The organism is Corynebacterium silvaticum (genome assembly GCF_002162115.2).
In the GTDB taxonomy this organism is placed as follows: domain Bacteria; phylum Actinomycetota; class Actinomycetes; order Mycobacteriales; family Mycobacteriaceae; genus Corynebacterium; species Corynebacterium silvaticum.
On the sequence record NZ_CP021417.2, the window covers coordinates 1,712,531 to 1,731,647 of the forward strand.

At 54.0% G+C, this 19,117-nt stretch carries 16 protein-coding genes; 4 read left to right on the forward strand and 12 right to left on the reverse strand.

Annotation, left to right across the window (positions count from 1 at the left end):
- Window positions 1-23: 23 nt before the first annotated feature.
- From CBE74_RS20475 to dnaE, 3 genes are all read right to left on the reverse strand, one after another.
- Window positions 24-659, reverse strand: a complete 636-nt coding sequence (locus CBE74_RS20475; protein WP_087454249.1) for a YigZ family protein — start codon at window positions 657-659, stop codon at window positions 24-26.
- A gap of 62 nt (window positions 660-721) precedes the next feature.
- Window positions 722-2,026 (reverse strand): threonine ammonia-lyase IlvA, encoded by a 1,305-nt coding sequence (gene ilvA, locus CBE74_RS20480; RefSeq protein ID WP_087454250.1) that lies wholly within the window; start codon window positions 2,024-2,026, stop codon window positions 722-724.
- 104 nt (window positions 2,027-2,130) lie between these two features.
- The gene (dnaE, locus tag CBE74_RS20485) at window positions 2,131-5,691 is read right to left on the reverse strand and encodes a DNA polymerase III subunit alpha (protein ID WP_087454251.1); all 3,561 of its coding nucleotides are present in this window, start codon (window positions 5,689-5,691) and stop codon (window positions 2,131-2,133) included.
- A gap of 194 nt (window positions 5,692-5,885) precedes the next feature.
- On the opposite strand from dnaE, the gene rarD reads away from it, so the two are divergent.
- Entirely contained in the window at window positions 5,886-6,770 is an 885-nt protein-coding gene (gene rarD / locus CBE74_RS20490) for an EamA family transporter RarD (protein ID WP_087454252.1), read from the forward strand.
- Here rarD and CBE74_RS20495 read toward each other — a convergent pair.
- The 3 genes from CBE74_RS20495 to lspA all read right to left on the reverse strand — a co-directional run bounded on the left by CBE74_RS20495 (window position 6,767) and on the right by lspA (window position 8,780).
- Window positions 6,767-7,306: a hypothetical protein gene (locus tag CBE74_RS20495; protein WP_087454253.1), complete on the reverse strand. Its 540-nt coding sequence runs from the start codon at window positions 7,304-7,306 to the stop codon at window positions 6,767-6,769. The two genes, rarD and CBE74_RS20495, sit on opposite strands and share 4 nt — an antisense overlap.
- 66 nt (window positions 7,307-7,372) lie before the next feature.
- Entirely contained in the window at window positions 7,373-8,296 is a 924-nt protein-coding gene (locus tag CBE74_RS20500; protein ID WP_046096086.1) for an RluA family pseudouridine synthase, read from the reverse strand.
- Window positions 8,289-8,780, reverse strand: a complete 492-nt coding sequence (gene lspA, locus CBE74_RS20505) for a signal peptidase II (protein WP_087454255.1) — start codon at window positions 8,778-8,780, stop codon at window positions 8,289-8,291. The genes CBE74_RS20500 and lspA overlap by 8 nt, the downstream gene beginning before the upstream one ends.
- Before the next feature lie 137 nt (window positions 8,781-8,917).
- On the opposite strand from lspA, the gene CBE74_RS20510 reads away from it, so the two are divergent.
- Window positions 8,918-9,601: a hypothetical protein gene (locus CBE74_RS20510; RefSeq protein WP_225871123.1), complete on the forward strand. Its 684-nt coding sequence runs from the start codon at window positions 8,918-8,920 to the stop codon at window positions 9,599-9,601.
- Between the two features lie 49 nt (window positions 9,602-9,650).
- A complete protein-coding gene (locus CBE74_RS24765) occupies window positions 9,651-9,821 on the forward strand; it encodes a hypothetical protein (protein WP_225870062.1) in 171 nt (56 codons plus the stop codon).
- Window positions 9,822-10,038: 217 nt separating this feature from the next.
- On the opposite strand, the gene CBE74_RS20520 is transcribed toward CBE74_RS24765, so the two are convergent.
- On the reverse strand, window positions 10,039-10,626 hold the full coding sequence (locus CBE74_RS20520; protein ID WP_087454256.1) for a WKL family lipoprotein: 588 nt from the start codon (window positions 10,624-10,626) through the stop codon (window positions 10,039-10,041).
- Window positions 10,627-11,014: 388 nt separating this feature from the next.
- Between CBE74_RS20520 and CBE74_RS20525 the strand changes: the two genes are divergently transcribed.
- Entirely contained in the window at window positions 11,015-11,956 is a 942-nt protein-coding gene (locus CBE74_RS20525; RefSeq protein WP_166740994.1) for an asparaginase, read from the forward strand.
- Here the strand turns inward: CBE74_RS20525 and CBE74_RS20530 are convergent.
- From CBE74_RS20530 to CBE74_RS20550, 5 genes are all read right to left on the reverse strand, one after another.
- Window positions 11,953-13,347: a DNA polymerase IV gene (locus CBE74_RS20530; protein ID WP_166740993.1), complete on the reverse strand. Its 1,395-nt coding sequence runs from the start codon at window positions 13,345-13,347 to the stop codon at window positions 11,953-11,955. The two genes, CBE74_RS20525 and CBE74_RS20530, sit on opposite strands and share 4 nt — an antisense overlap.
- Before the next feature lie 137 nt (window positions 13,348-13,484).
- Entirely contained in the window at window positions 13,485-16,646 is a 3,162-nt protein-coding gene (ileS, locus tag CBE74_RS20535; protein ID WP_087454259.1) for an isoleucine--tRNA ligase, read from the reverse strand.
- 392 nt (window positions 16,647-17,038) lie between these two features.
- The gene (locus CBE74_RS20540; protein ID WP_087454260.1) at window positions 17,039-17,242 is read right to left on the reverse strand and encodes an SdpI family protein; all 204 of its coding nucleotides are present in this window, start codon (window positions 17,240-17,242) and stop codon (window positions 17,039-17,041) included.
- 97 nt (window positions 17,243-17,339) lie between these two features.
- A complete protein-coding gene (gene wag31 / locus CBE74_RS20545) occupies window positions 17,340-18,356 on the reverse strand; it encodes a DivIVA-like cell division protein Wag31 (RefSeq protein ID WP_087454261.1) in 1,017 nt (338 codons plus the stop codon).
- Between the two features lie 307 nt (window positions 18,357-18,663).
- Window positions 18,664-18,960: a YggT family protein gene (locus CBE74_RS20550; protein WP_087454262.1), complete on the reverse strand. Its 297-nt coding sequence runs from the start codon at window positions 18,958-18,960 to the stop codon at window positions 18,664-18,666.
- Window positions 18,961-19,117: the final 157 nt, after the last annotated feature.

Here is a 19,117-nt window from a genome sequence, read left to right on the forward strand (position 1 = left end):
AAAGCTTGGGCAAAAATAGCCCACTAATGCGACTGTTCAATCCATGCGATGCCAGCGTCGCATAGCCGCGCGCCATCCTGGGTTAACGAGGCCAGCAGATTTTCAAGGAATTCCCGCTGGCCAGGGTCCACAGCCAACGTTAATGTCACACGGTGAGAATACTGGGTGTCCACGACTGCCACGTGCCGCGCACGCAGCTCAGCTTCAAAACGCCCGGCATCCGCGTGGTTGAAATCAACAGAATAGAGCTCTCTTTTATGTCGCTGCACAGTTGCCACCTGAGCCAGGCAATCAGACACCGCGCCTGAATAAGCGTGAACCAAGCCTCCGGCGCCTAACTTTGTGCCGCCGAAATATCGCACAACTACCGCTGCAACATCGAGGATTCCGCTTCCCCGCAGCACATCGAGCATGGGGGTTCCCGCGGTACCCGATGGTTCGCCGTCGTCGCTCGAACGCTCTACGGGATTTGATCCCTCGACATGGTAGATATAGGCGCTGCAATGGTGGCGTGCATCAGGAAATCGCTTTTTTATGTCGGAGATAAAATTCCGCGCTTCCTCTTCAGAAGCAACCCGTCGAATAAAAGTGATGAATCGAGACCGCTTAATGTCAATCTCAGTGGAAAATTCCTGGTGGTCCACCGGCCGGACGTACATAAACGCTGCCTCTCAACTCTTACTATCGATTGCGATACGCTGCCTCAAAGCCACGGGGCCCGCTACAGACTCACCAAGTACCCATATTCTGCGGTACCAGGTTCGAGTCGACGGCACTCAATCCGGGAGGAATCCATCCTTTCCAAGAGCCCCTTGAGATCACTCGCGCGTCCCAGTTGCAGGCCGACCAACGCGGTGCCAGTCTCGCGGTTATTCCGTTTCAAATATTCAAACAGCGTGATGTCATCGTCTGGCCCCAGAATGTCGCTGAGGAAAGACCTCAGTTGACCAGGCTCCTGTGGGAAAATCACGAGGAAATAATGTTTCAGTCCACGGTGCACCAGAGAACGTTCCATGATCTCGCTATAACGCAAGACATCGTTGTTGCCTCCAGAAATCACACATACTACAACCTGGCCTTTAGGGAGATTGAGGTGCCTTAAAGCCGTCACCGATAAGGCTCCGGCTGGTTCTGCGATGATTCCCTCGTTTTGATAGAGATCTAGCATCTCCGTGCACACAGCACCCTCGCTTACGTGCATGGGGTGCAGCCGCCCAAGATTTGCCTCAATGATCTGGTAATTAAGATCACCGATGCGCTTCACCGCAGCGCCATCGACAAAGGGATCAACGGTATCCAAAGACACAGGACCCTCGTTGTCTAGCGCCGCAGCCATGGAAGCCGCGTGTTCCGGTTCCACCCCGACCACTGCGGTACGAGGCGCCATATCCGCAACATAGCTCAGTATTCCGGAAAGAAGCCCGCCCCCACCGACGGGAACGACTATCGAGTCAAGTGATTTTCCCAGACTCGTCAGCTGCGCGAGGACTTCCGCCGCAACGGTTCCTTGGCCTATCACGGTGTCTCGGTTATCAAAGGGCTCCACCATTGTCGCCCCGGTTTCCTCGGAATAGGCACGCGCAGCCGCGGCCGCCTCATCAAAGTTAGCCCCAGTCACCACGAGTTCTACGGAGTCTCCGCCATGGACCAGAATACGATCGCGCTTTTGCTTAGGAGTTGCCGCAGGAACATAGATGCGTCCCTTGATCCCCATCGTTCGACAAGCAAACGCTACGCCCTGCGCATGGTTGCCTGCCGACGCCGCCACGATTCCTGCCGCACGTTGGGCGTCGGAAAGCTGCGAGATTGCGTTCACGGCTCCCCGAATTTTGTACGAACGGACGTCTTGGAGGTCCTCGCGCTTAAGGTACACCTCCGCACCCGTAGCTTGGGAAAGACGTGGGCAATACTGCAAGGGAGTCGGAGCAATAGAAGCAGAAATCCGTGCTTGCGCCATCTGAATATCGGCGGCATGAACCTCATGATTAACGCTATGTGCGATCTGCTTCTTGTCCGATGTAGTCATGAGGACACAGTTTAGACGGTTATCTCAAGTGATTTTTAATTGAGAGAACAATTGGGGTGCGCACAGGCCAAGGTTGCCTCGCGTTCACCCCAATTGTCGTCCTCCTAGCCGAGGATCCCCGGGCCCATCGTGGCCTTCAAGTCCCCCATCAGGCTTGCTGTGCGGTTAACCCGTAAATGTTCACCAAGAATCATCACGGTGGCCTCATCGCCATGAACGATGTTGAGGTACACGTCAGAATCGCCCTTGTTATTAGCCAGCACGTCTTTCAGACGCGCAATGTTTGCCATGGTGCATTGTTCTGTGCGCATCGTCAATCGGAGGGGAAGCCCTGCTCCATTGCCCGGGCCAAGGTCAGGGACCTTGAGGTCATCGCAGAACAGCGACATACGATCATCACGGATTGAGACGTGTGCCTTGGCCAGGATGATATTGTCTTCCACAATCTGGGGTCCAACTATCGCGTAGATCTTGTTAAACACCAGCAGATCCACCTGGGCACCATGGTGATCCTCAATGGTTACGATTGCCCAAGGGGAGCCATCTTTTTTAGAGTAACGACGGTCAACGCTCGAAATAATGCCGCCGATTTGTACCTCTGCGCCATTACGCAACTCACCGGCCAGGATCGTTGTCAGCTGAGTATCTGTCTGAGCGTCTAGCGCTTCCTCGTATCCATCGAGCGGGTGCCCAGAAACGTACAGTCCAAGCATCTCTCGTTCTAGCGCGAGCTGGTGCTTTCTATCCCATTGAGCCTCTGGAATCTGCACGGCAAAAGCATTGCTCATTGAGTCATCATCGCCGCCGAATCCGGCGAAGAGGTCAAATTGTCCCTTGTCTTCCGCCTTTTTAGTGCTAATGACGGAATCAACTGCGTCCTCGTGGATGAGCAACAAGCCTTTCCTCGGGTGTCCCAAGGAATCAAACGCGCCAGCCTTGATCAAAGATTCTGTCACGCGTTTGTTGCACGCAACGGTATCGATTTTGTCCAGATAATCCGAGAAGTCTGAGAAGCTGCCCTTTTCCTGGCGGGCTTTCACGATCGAGTTGACCACGTCCTCACCAACGTTACGCACAGCCCCCAAGCCAAAACGGATATCGTTTCCTACGGGGAGGAAGTTCAAACGAGACTCGTTAACGTCCGGTGAGAGCACCGATATGCCCAGGTGCCTACAGTTGGATAGGTAGATGGCAGACTTGTCTTTCTTATCCGCAACAGACGTCAGCAGCGCCGCCATATACTCAGCTGTGTAGTTGGCTTTCAGATACGCAGTCCAATAAGAAACCAAGCCATAACCTGCGGCATGGGATTTGTTGAACGCGTAGGAGGCGAAGGGCTCAATAGTTCCCCACAGTGCGTCCACAGCGCCCTTGGAGTACCCGTTGGACAGCATTCCCTCGAGGAACTTGTCGTACTGTTTAGCCAAGACTTCAGGCTGCTTCTTACCCATCGCTTTACGGAACCCATCGGCTTCACCAGCTGTGTAGTTAGCTACCTTTTGGGAAATACGCATGATCTGCTCTTGATAAACGATGAGACCATAAGTTTCATCAAGAATCTCACGCAGCGGCTCGTCAAGCTCAGGGTGGATAGGCTCAATGGGTTTACGACCATTCTTTCGGTCCGCATAATCCCAGTGCGCATTCACACCCATGGGGCCAGGACGATACAAAGCCAAAGACGCCACGATGTCGTGGAAGCCCGTGGGCTGCATTCGTTTGAGCAGTTCTTGCATGCCGCCCGAGTCGAGCTGGAAAACACCGAGCGTATCGCCGCTGGACAGCAGTTCATACACCTTGGGGTCATCTGTGGCCAGTTCCTCAAGATCAATCGTCTCTTTCCGGTTGATCTTGATGTTCTCGATGCAGTCACCGATAACCGTAAGGTTACGCAGCCCTAGGAAGTCCATCTTCAGCAGGCCGATGGCCTCGCACGCAGGATACGGCCATCCGGTAATAAGCGCCCCATCTGCGGCACGCTTCCACATCGGGATATGCTCCAACAACGGCACGCTGGCCATAATGACGGCACAAGCGTGGACGCCCGCCTGACGTACTACGCCTTCTAGTCCGCGAGCAGTGTCATAGATTTTTTTAACGTCGGGGTCTGTCTCAATGAGATTTCGAACTTCCCCGGCTTCCCCGTACCTGGGATGCTCGGGATCCATAATCCCGGATAGCGGAATGTCTTTGGCCATAATCGCGGGAGGAAGTTCCTTTGTAATGCGATCGGCGATCTGGTAGCCAGGCTGTCCATACTGCACGCGAGCTGAGTCTTTAAGCGCCTGTTTGGTCTTCACCGTTCCAAAGGTGATCACTTGGGCGATCTTGTCTTCTCCCCAACGATCAGCAGCATAACGGATCATTTCACCGCGACGACGATCATCGAAGTCGATATCGATATCGGGCGCGGAAGGCCGCTCAGGGTTCAAGAACCTCTCAAAAAGAAGGTCATGTTCCATCGGATCAATATTGGTAATGGTCAACGCGTATGCCACCAAGGCACCTGCGGCAGAACCACGACCAGGGCCTACTCGGATACCGATGGATCGGGCGTGTTTGATCAGCTCCGCAACGATGAGGAAGTAGGAGGGGTAGCCCTTCATATCAACCACTGAAATCTCATATTCAGCACGGTCGATATAGGACTGCGGAACCTCCCCGCCGTTGAAGCGAACGCGGAGTCCCTCCATAACCTCATGATGCAACCAGGATGTCGGCGTATGGCCCTCTGGCACATCTGCGATGGGCATACGGTCGTGGGTGTGCTCCTCCCAAATCTCACCGTAATCCTGGACCCTTTCTGCAATCCACAAAGTGTTGTCGCAGGCCTCAGGCACAAGAGAGTCCCACATTTCCCGCATCTGTTCTGCAGTCTTGATGTAATAGCCAGACCCGTCAAACTTGAATCGGTCGGGATCGCTCAACGTTTTTCCGGTCTGCACGCACAACATGGCCTCGTGGGCCTGCGCCTGAGATTCCAAAACATAGTGGCAGTCGTTGGTGACCAATGGCGGAAGATCAAGCTTTCGCCCGATTTCCAGCAGCTCCGAGCGAACCCGGTTTTCGATCTCCAGGCCATGGTCCATGAGCTCCAAGAAATAATTTTCTTTGCCGTAAATGTCCTGCCACATGGCGGCGGCTTCGAGCGCCTGATCAAATTGCCCTAGGCGCAAGCGAGTCTGTACGTCTCCGGAGGGACATCCGGTGGTTGCAATAATGCCGGAGGCGTGCTCGGCTATCAGATCTGCGTCCATTCGTGGCCACTTACCCAGCTGCCCTTCATAGGATGCCATCGATGACAGATAGAAAAGATTGCGGAGGCCTTCGGCATTTTCTGCCAGCATAGTTTGGTGCAGATATGCGCCGGAGGCTGAGACGTCATCGGACTTCTGATGTGGCTCGCCCCACCGAACCCTTGTTTTGTTGAATCGAGAGTCCGGAGCCATATACGCCTCGATACCAATAATTGGTTTTACTCCGGCTTTCTTCATAGTTCGGTAGAAAGCATCCGATCCGAACATGTTGCCGTGGTCTGTCATACCCACAGCTGGCATCCCCTGCCTCACGACTTCGTCGGCAAGCATATCCACTTTCGCCATGCCGTCGAGCATCGAATACTCAGTGTGATTGTGCAGATGTACGAAAGAGGATTTCTTGGCCATAGCCAGTCAGTGTAGCGCCTTGTTATTTAAATCGCCTCATGCCAGGTCAGGGGATATTTTAACGCCCCACCACGTTCGTTATTAAACTTCAATTTCAATATCACTGTTCCCGTTTCGCTTGCCCGACCCCCAACTGGGTCCGCTACCGGCACTATCGGGTGCGTCCGACCAATGGGAGAGGTTAGGATTCCCCCATGCTCTATGGCTTTTTGGCGTATCTCTTGTGGGGTCTCTTCCCCGCATACTTCCCGCTGCTCCTCCCCGCGGCCCCTGTAGAAATCATCGCCCACCGGATCATCTGGACCGGAGTGGTCATGGCCATTGTCATCACAGTCACTAAAAAATGGCGCGAGTTGCGCAACGCAAGTGTGTCCACATGGTCACGCATTGCGCTTGCAGCAGTACTCATCGCCGCTAACTGGCTCATTTATGTCATCGCTGTCAATTCCCAACACGTGGCGGATGCGGCCCTCGGGTATTTTATTAACCCATTAGTAAGCGTTCTCCTCGGCGTCATCTTCTTAGCGGAACGTCTAAGAAAGCTCCAAACGCTCAGCGTGATAGTTGCTACCATCGCGGTGCTTCTACTCAGCATCGTGGGAGGACACGTTCCCGTTATCTCTTTGCTTCTGGCCGCATCCTTTGGCTTCTACGGGCTAGTAAAAAAGGGATTGTCCCTATCCCCTGCAGCATCGCTAACCGCAGAAACTCTCATCCTCATGCCAGTAGCTCTGGCATATGTGGGTTATCTTGAAGCCACAGGAACAGGAACATTTTTCTCTCATGGACCGCAGCACTCGGCGTTGCTCATCAGCGCTGGATTAGTCACGGCAGTTCCGTTGCTCCTTTTTGGTATCGCCGCACAACTCATTCCGCTTTCTACCATTGGAATGCTGCAATATATGACCCCTACGTTCCAAATGTTGTGGGCAGTGTTTGTAGTCAATGAGCAGCTGGACACCATCCGCTGGGTGGGTTTTGTGATCATTTGGATTTCTGTAGCTATTTACCTCACAGATCTCGCGCTATGGCGCAGGAAAGTTAAAAAGCTCTCGACGCCTCCCACTGCCCAGGTTTAAAGGTTTACAGGGCGGATTCCGATACGCCCCCAAGCAGCATCAGGAGGCAAAGCCTCAACGGTCAGAATCTTCGGGTCTTCTTGCAGTTTCTGCAATGCCTTCACGTTGTCATACACAACGACCGAACGGATATCATCCTCGTCCGCACCCCGCATAACAATCTGCTGTGTAAGCACTGAAGCCCGGTTGACGCCCTGGATGGGCTCAGGAAGTTCAATGGCCGTAGCTCCGCCAGAAATTACTGCATTGACTCGCTCAATACCCGCTTTCTCCAGTACAGAACCTATTTCCGCTACGCTGAAATGCCCGCGAAAAGTCGCTAAGGCAAATGCCTTTCCTTCAAAGTCAGATAATGATTCTCGTGACCGAGAGACATAGTGGTCAAGGCTCTCAGAGTGTTCCATACCCAATTGGTCGCCGTTAATGTTCATCGGTTTGCTGGTCTTATCCGACTGCCCCAGAATCGCGATAGCAGCCATGAGCGCAGCAATACTCACAAGCGCGATAACCATCCGGCCTTTATCCACGTGGTCCATTGCACAATGTTAACGCGTAGATGAACACTACGGCACGGTAACGTGCGCCGCTACAGCAAGCAACTACTAGTCTTCCCGCAAAACATCGAGCGCGTGCTGCAAGTCATCGGAGTATGGCGATGTTATCTCCATCCAGCGACCATCAGCAGGATGATGAAAGCCGAGCGAAACTGCGTGAAGCCATTGCCTAATGAGGCCTAGCCTCTCCGAAAGCTTGGGATCGCTCCCATACATGGGGTCGCCACAACATGGGTGGTGCAGCGCAGACATGTGCACACGAATTTGGTGTGTACGTCCGGTCTCCAAGTGGATCTTGAGCAGTGAAGCTTCCGCAAAAGCCTCCAGAGTCTCATAATGCGTCACCGCATGTTTTCCATCACTGGTCACGGCAAAACGCCAGCCTGCCGACGGATGCCTGCCGATCGGGGCATCGATGGTGCCTGTGAAAGGATCCATGTGTCCCTGAACTAGCGCGTGATATGTCTTAGACACCGTGCGCTCTTTGAAAGCTCGCTTAAGAACTGAATAGCCGCGTTCAGAGGCAGCAATCACCATGACGCCAGACGTGCCGACGTCGAGACGCTGGACTATCCCCTTGCGCTCAGGAGGGCCCGAGGTAGAAATCCTAAAGCCTGCGGCGGCCAGCCCACCGATCACAGTAGGCCCCTCCCACCCAAGTGTAGGATGCGCTGCCACTCCCACCGGTTTGTTGACTGCTATCAGATCATCATCGGAATACAGGATGTCCATGCCCTCGACGAGTTCCTCGCGAGGAGTGAGATCCTTTGTCTCCGGCAGTGTCACATCCAGCCACTGTCCCTCGGCGATACGGTCCGATTTCCCCACGGGGGTGGCGTCGACAAGCACATCGCCAGCTGTGGCTAAATCTGCGGCGACCGTGCGCGAGATGCCGAGGAGTTTGGACAGTGCTGCGTCGATACGCATGCCTGCTAGCCCCTCAGGAACAGGGAGCGAACGATGCTCACGCATTGTCAATCACCTCATCCTCGTTGCGTTGGAGCTGCTGCGCTTCTCGTTTACTCTCCAACAAGATCGCTACAAAGAAAACAGCCACGCCGCACGTTATGGCGCTATCAGCCACGTTGAAAACTGCGAAGTTCCCCACGGAGATGAAATCCACAACGTGACCAACAAAAAACGCTGGCTCGCGGAATAGCCTGTCGATGAGATTACCCAACGCGCCTCCGGCGATCATCGCCAAAGCCACGGCAGTCCAGCCATCGCGCACTTTTGGTGCATACCACGCGATGCCGACAACAAAAATGAGTTGAATGCAGGTAAAAAGCCACGTCGCGTTTTCGCCTAGGGAGAACGCGGCGCCTGGGTTGAACAGGAGGCGGAAACGGAACCAATCACCAATGAGCTTTAATGGCTGGCCGTTACCAAGGAAATGCAATACTGCCGCTTTAGACGCCTGATCCACCGCTGCAATACTGATGCTGATGGCGGCCATCGTAACGATGAATGTGCGTTGATTGTCGGTACCTATCGGGCCCCGCTGTCTCCTGTCTGTTCGAGTCACGCCTTCTATCTTGGCAAACCCACCGGTAAAAGTTCCAACCGAACACACGCGATCTGTACAGTGGACCTGTGTTTGATCACCAAAAGACTCCCCCCGTTGTCAGCTTATCCCCCTCCGATCAGCCGCAAAACCGGCACATGATCAAGCGCCCACTAGCTGTTATGTTGTCCTGCCTCTTAGCTGGCAGCACGCTTGTGGCATGCAGTAACCAGAAGTCTCCTGACACTCCCCCGGTTGAACGAGCAATCGGCCTGGAAGTCGACGCCCCAAAGATTACTGTCCTTAATTCTGGCAATTCAGACAAAAAGATCTACGAATACCAAGATCTGGAGACCACACACGATAACTCCCAAAAAATTGCAGTAAAAATCTCCGATGGTTTCCATCAAGAGGCCCGTAAGCAAGGAACCTTTGACACCACCGCGCCCTCCGGGGGCGACATCCACTACTTAAAATCCCCGGTTCAAGCCTCGGTGGAAAATGATAACGGAGCACGTTCAGTTTCGGTGACTTTTGCAGACCCCACATATGACGAGCTTGAGGTCGCACAAGAAGTAAACACCGCTAAAGGCTTTCGTCTTGGCTGGTTTGCTAAAAAATCTGGCCAGGTGTCCTCCGTCAACGTCGCCGCACCCGTCGACGCAACCGACACCGGGCCGTGCCATTGTAGAACCGTTTTTGCTCAAACTTGCGTCCCTACCCGTCATTTTCCCCACGGAGGAAATCGGCGAGGGCGCCGTATGGACAGTTGATTCACGGGTCAACGGCGACTCTGCGTTTTTACAAACGATGCGTTTTACCTTGGCGCAAGCTCAGGGGGATTCCGTTGTACTCGACGTAGACGTCCAACAACGCCCCGTGCTAGGAGCACTTGAGCAAAACGGCACGTCCCTAGAAGTCCTCAGTTCTCATACAACCAGCACAGGACGTCTTACCGTCGATCTAAAAAACCGCTTCCCATGGGCACCCTAGCCCTGACTACCCGGGTAGTTTACGGGCAAGAGAATTCAGATCTTCGCATAATCCAAGATTCCACAAGCGCTCTAGAATTCTCTCCTACTCACTGATACTGGACAGGGGAATACAAGAAAATACAGCACTGCCGTCGCTTCTCTTACCGAGAGGGCGACGGCAGTGCTGTATGTCATGAACGCTGAGCAGCTGTGTGCTCAAGCTTTAGCGTGCTGCTTTACTGCGCTGGTGCGGGTGCAGGGGCTTCCGGCGCAGGAGCGGGTGCTTCTGGCGCAGGCGGTTGTGCCGCAGCATCATGGCACATAGGAGGAACCTGTTCTGGAGCCACAGTGTTGGTGATCAAGGTACAAGCCCACGATTGGGACAGCTTCCACATACCGTTGTCGTAGATGAATTCCACGTTCTCTGCTGGTTGTGCTTCTTTACCTGGCAGTGTGAAGTTCACCGTAGCCAGCACCGAGTTAGGAGTATAGCCAGGGAGGATCGGAGGAACCACGTGGAAATCGGCTCCTGATTCCTGCTTGGATGCTGTCATGGTTTGGAACAGCTCAGGCGCGGTCTCTCCACCTTGAACAGTCTTTACTTTTTCTTCTACTGGCGCATTGGGATCTGTTGCCACGGCCAAAATAGCGTTGAGGTCCTCAGCAGAAGGAAGTTCTGCCGGCGCAGCCTCTGAGGCCGCAGATGAGGTGCTCTTAGACGCAGACGAGCTACTCGACGAGCCCTTGTCGTCGCTGGAACAAGCGGAAAGGGCGAGACCCGCGCTTGCTGCAAGGGTAACTGCCACGATCTTCTTTAGCTTCACAAATACTCCTAGGTTTGGTTCGCCGTTAAGGCACGCACACCAAGCCACAATGGTTTGTATTCTGCGGTTGCAGAACTTCCGATCATGTCCACTCGGGCACGAACCCTGCACTATAGCGGAATTGGCTGTGAGCGGCAGAAGCTGCTGCCCGTCACCGGTCCGCCATGCGCAGAGGCCTGCACAAGGTCACCAGAAGTGCATCATGAGCAAAAGCACACGGCCATTTAACGCAGACCGCATACGTCGCAAAGAATGCTCTCCTAGCTCCCCTGCCCACATGGCGAACAAGGGTTGTATCTCATGAATGCTAGCGCTCATTGAAAAAAATCTCACGTCAACATGGTCACGTAAACACAGCTGTCTCCCGCAATATGGCAGTCTTGAGCACATGACCTCAGCTCATGAAGAACTTGGAAAAGTTGTCGTTCTCACCACAGGAGGAACCATCTCCTGCACGATGGACCCCAATGGTGCACTTATCCCCACGGTTTCTGGTGAGGAATTAATCGCGCATGTCGCGCCTCGCTTCAGCGGAAGCGTGGACATAGAAGTACGCGAGCTGCATCGTCTTGATTCCGCATCTATGACTTTTACCGACATAGATGTCATAGTCGCTGAGTCTCACAAGGCTCTGGCAGAGCCCAATGTTCTTGGCGTGGTGGTCGCCCATGGCACGGACTCCATGGAGGAAACAGCCATAGCACTGGATACTTTCCACACCAGCCCGAACCCCATCGTGCTCACTGGTGCTCAGCTTCCTTTCGATCACCCCGAGTCCGACGGACAAGGCAATCTCTTTGAAGCAATCATGGTGGCCTGCGATACTTCTGCTCGCGACATCGGAGTTCTGGTTGTCTTTGGTCATGCGGTGCTGCCGGCTCGCGGTTGTATGAAATGGCACACCTCCGATGCCCTCGCTTTTGCCACCAACGGCCCCGAGGAGCCGTTGCGCGCGGATCCAGTGAGCCCCACGCAGCTTTCCGACGTCCGCGTCGATATCATCCCGGCCTTCCCCGGCGCGCCAGCCACGCTTGTCGACGCCGCGGTAAATGCTGGAACCCAAGGGTTAGTGGTTGAGGCAATGGGCGCAGGAAATGTGGGGACCGAGATGGGAGTGGCCCTCGGAGCTGCCCTCGACGCCGGGATACCCGTTGTTATAACAACTCGGGTTCCACGCGGCGAGGTCTTCGGCGCTTACGGCGGGGCCGGTGGCGGAGCAACCCTTGCCGCAAAGAGCGCAATCAGCTCAACGTATTTCCGGGCTGGCCAAGCACGAGTACTGCTCGCCATTGCTGTGGCTACAGGCGTGCATCCGGCAACTCTTTTCTAAAAATCCGCTACATCCCAATCAAGGCTTGCCACAGGATCGGCAGGCTGTAACTCGGAATCATCAAGATCAAAAGTCTTCACCTTGCCGATCCCCGTAGTACGTGTTTCAAACCTTACGGTCATCTTCCCGTGCCCAAGTCCTTGGATCCAACCGTGGCCCAGCTCAGGATGCCAAACATCTTGGGTTGCACGCCACCGTGGGGATTCTTCTACAAGATCATCGTGGTGAGTATCTTTTAGGTCAGTTTCCTGTTGATCAGCGCTTTCTTTGGACACTGCCCCAGATACTCCCACTTCAAAGTCAGAATCACGCTGAACGATCTCCCTGTCGATCTCGGGAAATAGCACATCTTGACGAGCTATTTCCAGACCGGAAAGGCTAACGCCCACAAGGCGTATCGGCCCCAGTTCATCCGGGTAGCGCACCAGCTTCATCGCCGTTGCTAGAAACGTATCCCGATCATCAGTGGCATAGGGCAAGGTAGCCGATCGCGATTCTATGTGGAAGTCCGCCATGCGAAGTTTCACCGTTACCGTCCGCGCGCCTCGGCCGTCGTTAAGCAGCCGCCTGTGCGCATCATCCGCGGCACGCCGCAGCGCATCATCCACTTGGGGAACATTCATGAGATCTTTCGGATACGTGTGTTCTGCTGATATTTGCTTAGCCTCAGCCCGCGGAGCTACCGGGCGATCATCTACGCCGCGCGCCATCATCCACAGTGCCCGTCCGACCGTTGTTCCCAGGCTAATATCCACCTCCCACTGTGTCATTGCGGCTAGGTCTCCGATTGTTTCCACGCCCAACTGTTTGAGCTTTGTGCGAGTTACCGGGCCCACGCCCCACAGCTCGCCCACAGGTAAAGGAAGAATCAGCTCTCCATGTTTTTCCGCCGGCACGACAAAAACACCGTCCGGTTTAGCCTGATCCGAACCGATCTTGGCAAATTGTTTTCCACATCCCGCTCCCACGGAGGCCGGAAGCCCAACATCCTGTCGTATTATCCGGCGCAACTCATGCGCCCACTCCATGACTTCTGCAGACGTTGCCCCCTGGAGTTCTTCTGGCTCCATAAACCCCTCGTCCACAGAAACTTGCTCCACTAGCCCACCCACAGAACGCAGAATCTCAAAAACTCGGTGCGAAGCCGCCCGGTAGACCTCAAAACGCGGGGCAACAATAACGCCACGGAAACCAACAAGCCTTTTTGCTTGGTACATCGGCATCGCGGAATGAGCGCCCAGCGCCCGAGCCTCATAGGAGGCACCTGCGACAACTCCCCTGCCCGACACCCCTCCGACAAGAACCGGTCTATCACGCAGCGTTGGTCGCGTCAGCTGCTCACAGGATGCGAAAAACGCATCCATATCTATGTGCAGTACCCAACGCCTCATAAATACAAACATTAGTTCGATAAAACGTGTGTGTCGAATCTATAAAAGCGCAAGTAGACGCTGCAGGTACCACCACAGGAAATATCCCGGACACAAGGGGGTGTTATGCGTCCGGGATATTTTCTTATGCGCTGTTATTACTGAGCTTTTGCGACATCTGCGGTCACAGCTTCTATGACCTTATGCGCGCCTTCCCCACCAACGGTTACGGTGAAAGCAGTCGCTAGCACCTCACCGGCGATAAGTGCCGAATGGCGATCAGCCCACTCTTTCTTCTCTTCAGGGACAAAGAGCTCCACAGTGATGCGGTCTGAGACTTCAAAGTTCGAAGCCTTGCGAGCATCCTGCAAACCACGGATAACATCCGCAGCCCAGCCTTCCGCTTCCAGGGCCTCATCCACAGTAATATCTAGCACTACCAGGCCGTCGACCCCATCTATCTGAGCCGTTGAATCTGGATCCGCAGCGACTAGACGTTCCGTGAACTCATCAGCATTCAGCTCGATACCATCCGCAACAACGACGTCGCCAGAGCGCTCATAATTGCCAGATTTCACTGCTTTGATCACCCGCTGCACGTCCTTACCTAGGCGAGGTCCTGCAACCTTGGCATTGACCACTACATCAAAGCGCCCAACGGCATCGACGTCGGAGGTGAGCACGACGTTCTTCACGTTGACCTCATCACGGATGATCGACGTAAACGGCTCAAGGCGCTGCGAATCCGGCAATGCAACCGTCACCTGAGGCAGCGGGAGGCGGTTACGCAGCTTGTGAGCCTTGCGCACCGAGCTCGTAGCAGAACATACGCCACGAATCTCATCCATAGCACGGACAAGGTCAGCATCTGCCGGGAAATCCTCTGCCTTGGGGAAATCCGCCAGGTGCACTGAGCGCTCGCCGGTCAGTCCGCGCCAGATCACCTCAGAGGATATCGGAAGCAGCGGAGCCGTGACACGGGTCAAAGTCTCCAGCACGGTAAACAAGGTGTTGAAGGCCTCTGGGTGCTGATCGTCACCCGCCCAGAAGCGCTCGCGCGAACGACGCACATACCAGTTGGTCAAAGCATCGCAGAACCAGCGGACCTCATCGCATGCTTGAGCAATATCGGTATTATCGAGGGCTTCGCCGACGCCGCGGACGACGTCGTGAAGCTTTGCCAAGATGTACTTGTCCAAGACATCTGTGGAATCGACAGACCATTCGGCAGGCTTCGACGAATACAACTGCAAGAAAGAGTAGGCGTTCCACATCGGCAAAAGCGCCTGGCGTACACCCTCGCGGATGTCTTGCTCGGTGACGATTAGGTTACCGCCACGCAGGATCGGCGAGCTCATGAGGAACCAACGCATAGCGTCAGAACCATCGCGATCAAAGACCTCGTTCACGTTGGGGTAATTCTGACGAGACTTGGACATCTTTGTTCCGTCATCGCCAAGGACGATGCCATGCGCCACAACCTTCTTAAAGGCAGGACGATCAAAGAGCGCGGTAGCCAACACATGCAGCGTGTAGAACCAACCTCGAGTCTGGCCCGAGTACTCCACGATGAAGTCCGCCGGGGAATGGCTATCGAACCACTCTTTGTTTTCAAACGGATAGTGCTTCTGAGCAAAAGGCATGGAGCCTGATTCAAACCAGCAGTCCAACACCTCAGGCACACGACGCATCATCGATTTTCCTGTTGGATCGTCTGGGTTAGGGCGCGTCAACTCGTCGATAAACGGACGGTGCAACGAGGTGGGACGCACACCAAAATCGCGTTCCAGCTCGTCCAAAGAACCATAAACATCCATACGCGGATAGTTTTCATCATCGGACACCCACACTGGGATAGGCGAACCCCAGTAGCGGTTACGCGAGATATTCCAATCGCGAGCACCTTCAAGCCACTTGCCAAACTGGCCATCCCGGATGTGCGCGGGCATCCACTCGATGTCCTTGTTCAGCTCAAGCATACGGTCGCGGAACTTAGTCACCTCCACGAACCATGACGGCAACGCCATGTAGATAAGAGGCTCCCCGGAACGCCACGAATGCGGGTAAGAGTGCTCGATCGTCTGGTGGCGTACAACTCTAGCCGCAGCCTTGAGATCAGCGATGATGTTCTTGTTGGCATCAAAGACCAAAAGACCTTCATACTCAGGTGCTAGCGACGTAAACTTTCCGTCCATATCCACCGGGATCACTGTGGGGATACCGTTGGCTTTACAGGTGTTCATATCGTCTTCACCGAATGCAGGTGCCTGGTGAACGATGCCGGTGCCGTCTTCAGTGGTCACATATTCTGCAGCAAGAATCTGGAAAGCATTCTCCGTATCTGCAAAGTAGTCAAAGATCGGCTGGTACTTTAGGCCAACGAGGTCCGCACCAGTGTGAACCGCCAGTACCTCGTGGTGTTCTCCAAGCTCCTTGCCATAGGCCCCCATAAGAGCCTCCGCCAGAAGAACGCGCTGGCCACGGATAGCCTCGGCACCATCCTCGCCTACTTTCACCTCAACGTAGTTCACGCCCGGATTAACAGCGAGAGCCAAGTTGGAAGGCAACGTCCAAGGAGTAGTAGTCCATGCGAGCGCATAAGCACCAACGAGCGAGGTATCTGCCGACGTTCCCTCGACGACCCCAGTGATAGGGAAAGTCACCGTAAGGGTTGGATCTTGCCGCATCTTGTAGGAATCATCCAAACGCGTTTCCTGATTGGACAGCGGCGTGTGTTCAGCCCACGAGTAAGGCAAGACCCGGAATCCCTGATAGATCAGGCCTTTGTCATAAAGCTCCTTGAATGCCCACATGACCGACTCCATGAAATCTAGATCCATGGTTTTATAGCCGTTATCAAAGTCGACCCAGCGTGCCTGCCGAGTTACGTAGTCTTTCCATTCTTGGGTGTATTCCAAAACGGACTTCGCGCAGTAATCGTTAAAGGCTTCCAAGCCCATCGACTCGATTTCGCCTTTGTCCTTGATACCGAGCTGCTTTTCCGCTTCGAGCTCAGCTGGAAGTCCGTGGCAGTCCCAACCAAAAACGCGCCCGACGAGCTTGCCCTTCATAGTCTGATAACGCGGAACGATGTCTTTGACGTATCCGGTCAGCAGGTGCCCGTAGTGTGGAAGTCCGTTAGCAAAGGGAGGGCCGTCATAAAATACATACTCTGGGGAATCAGAACGCTGCTCTAAAGAAGCCTGGAATGTGTTATCTGAAGACCAAAAATTAAGAACTTCTCGTTCCATATCTGGGAAACGATTGGAACCACCAGACATGTCCACCTTGGGATACACGCCACCTACCTGGTTGGTCATAAAATCTCCTTCACTATCGCATTCGCTGCCGCAGGGACGCTATCTATAGCGCGGTACCACCCTGCTTGGAGCACACAGTGCTCCCGCTTCATTGTGAAGGAGATGACGGTCCTACCCGTCCGGTTCTACTCAGCATCCACGATCACACAACGAGAAAAGCCACCACAATTGGCAGCCTGTGCGTTTCTGCGCATCGCTTTTCTTCCGGAGGCTCCCCGGTGATTGCCGGATCAGCGCCTTGTAGCCGATTAGTATACCCGATAAACCATGTGCGACGAACTCACTGCACCCCTACGTTGTCCGCATCGTATCGGGGATAAGGCTTACGACGTTGTCGCGTTTTGACAGCGCCTTTTCGCGTTTGATTCTCCGAGCCTTTGGTACAATCTACATTATCGTGCGGAGTGCTTGCCACCAGAGTGTTTACCGCTCGAGCCTCGCGTACGTCGCTTTTTAAACATGTCCACAAACAACAAGATCATGCCTAAAACTACAGTTCCAAACAAGAGCCATTCCCAAATCTCACCAGTGCTGCTCAGAGATAAAACGAGAAAGATAAACCCTGCGATCGAAAGCACAATGGCAGCGATCAACATATTCAAGGCTCCTTGGAACTTACTGATAAAGAAATCGTGGCCCACCAGCTCATTCAGCTAGGGGCCACGTGAACATATGCGTCTATCCTGAAAGGCCTTAACGCTTCTCATCGGGTGCGGTCGTGCCACGGCTCTCAAGCTCTTCTAGCTGGCTCTGCAGCAGAGTCTTGAGGCGAGTGCGGTATTCACGCTCGAAGGTGCGGAGCTCAGAGATGCGCTTCTCCAGTGCAGACTGCTGCTGCTGGACGGTCGCCATGATCTCCGTGTGCTTGCGCTCTGCGTCCGCCTGAAGTGCGTTTGCTTTGTCTTCAGCTTGGCGTACCTGTGCCTCAGCACGAGAGTTTGCCTCGCTGAGGGTCTGCTCGGACTTCTTCTGAGCTTCCTCAACCAAAGCGCGGGAACGGGAGTCAGCCTCTGCAAGCTGCTTGTCGGCCTTCGCGCGCGCGTCGGCAAGCGTTGCCCTAGCACGCACATCCGCATCCTGAATCTGACGCTCAGAAGCACTACGAGCCTCATCCAGCATGGACTTAGAGTCGTTCTGCGCCTCAGAGGTAAGGCGGTCTGCCATCTCCTGGGCTAGTCCAAGCACCTTAGCTGCCTGCATGTGTGTTTCTGCAGTAGCGATTCCAGCGCCAGCGCCCGCCGCAGCGAAAGCTGCCTTGGAAACGTCCAGCTTGGGGCTTGCTGCAGCAGCCTTAGCCTTGACCACCTCTTCGTTGGCCTTCTTAGCCTCGGCCTTGGCGGCTTCCAACTCAGAGCGCAAAGCAGCGATATCGGTCGAGGACTTATCGGAGTACTTCCGCGCGTCGGCTAGCTTGGCATCGTATTCAGCCTTGAGCTTGGATTCGATCTCACGACGAATCGCAGCCTCATCGACAGAGGGCTTAGCAAAAGAGGCAGAGGCCATAGCAGGCTTGGATATTCCGCCCTGTTTAGCTTCCGCCTTTAGTTCCTCTATCTGCTGACGCAGATCCTCGTTCTCTTCCTGAATCTCAGCGAGGGTGTCTTCTACCAGATCCAAGAACTGATCGACCTCGTCCTCGTTGTAGCCTCGCTTGCCGATTGGAGGCTTACTGAAAGCGACGTTGTGCACATCGGCTGGAGTCAGCGGCATGGAGCTCTTCCCTTCGAGATTTCTTCTGCGCCCAAGAACCTAATTCCTTGTGCGCGGGGGGTTAACAATTCACATTAACTTACTTGCACACTCAAACGTCAAGAAGATGATCAAACGTTTATACGCAATACCTCCCCCATGATAACGCGTGTAGGCGCTTATGCAGCCCAGTACAGGCCAAAACAGCTCTCGTTTTCCTACTTTTTGGTGTTTTTTCAACAAAAATGAAAGAAATCGGGCGAGCAAGCAGAAAACTGGACATCTCCGCCCTCTTTTAGGGGCACCCGAGACATAAGTTATTTATAGTTTATACGGAATAAAGAGCGATGCTGAGCAAAATTCTGACAAACGAAAGCGCGAAGAAAAGTACCAAAATAGATACATCCAGCGCAACATTTCCGAGCTTTAGCGGAGGAATCCAACGACGCAAAAGGCGCACCGGAGGATCCGTTAGTTTGAACAAAACCTCGAAGACAATAACCATGAATCGTGGGGCCTGAAAATTACGAGAGAAGCTCACGATCATTTCCACCAAGATTCGTCCGATTAAGATCCAGGTATAAATCTGGACAATCAAAATCAGAATATTTAACAGAGTGTGCAATGATGTGCCCTTCCGCCTTGCAAAAATTTATCTAACTTCATCTAGCTTCCTAGTATTTATTCATAATAATGTGCCCTAAGACAAGTTGATCAGCACAATGATCGTGGAAGCCAGCGCAGCATTGTGCCACATCAACCCCCAATCAATATCCATATTC

Coding starts and splice junctions, on each gene's coding strand:
- CBE74_RS20475 (WP_087454249.1), bottom strand. CDS start 659: ATGTACGTCCGGCCGGTGGACCACCAGGAATTTTCCACTGAGATTGAC.
- ilvA (WP_087454250.1), bottom strand. CDS start 2,026: ATGACTACATCGGACAAGAAGCAGATCGCACATAGCGTTAATCATGAG.
- dnaE (WP_087454251.1), bottom strand. CDS start 5,691: ATGGCCAAGAAATCCTCTTTCGTACATCTGCACAATCACACTGAGTAT.
- rarD (WP_087454252.1), top strand. CDS start 5,886: ATGCTCTATGGCTTTTTGGCGTATCTCTTGTGGGGTCTCTTCCCCGCA.
- CBE74_RS20495 (WP_087454253.1), bottom strand. CDS start 7,306: ATGGACCACGTGGATAAAGGCCGGATGGTTATCGCGCTTGTGAGTATT.
- CBE74_RS20500 (WP_046096086.1), bottom strand. CDS start 8,296: ATGCGTGAGCATCGTTCGCTCCCTGTTCCTGAGGGGCTAGCAGGCATG.
- lspA (WP_087454255.1), bottom strand. CDS start 8,780: ATGGCCGCCATCAGCATCAGTATTGCAGCGGTGGATCAGGCGTCTAAA.
- CBE74_RS20525 (WP_166740994.1), top strand. CDS start 11,015: ATGACCTCAGCTCATGAAGAACTTGGAAAAGTTGTCGTTCTCACCACA.
- CBE74_RS20530 (WP_166740993.1), bottom strand. CDS start 13,347: ATGAGGCGTTGGGTACTGCACATAGATATGGATGCGTTTTTCGCATCC.
- ileS (WP_087454259.1), bottom strand. CDS start 16,646: ATGACCAACCAGGTAGGTGGCGTGTATCCCAAGGTGGACATGTCTGGT.
- CBE74_RS20540 (WP_087454260.1), bottom strand. CDS start 17,242: ATGTTGATCGCTGCCATTGTGCTTTCGATCGCAGGGTTTATCTTTCTC.
- wag31 (WP_087454261.1), bottom strand. CDS start 18,356: ATGCCGCTGACTCCAGCCGATGTGCACAACGTCGCTTTCAGTAAGCCT.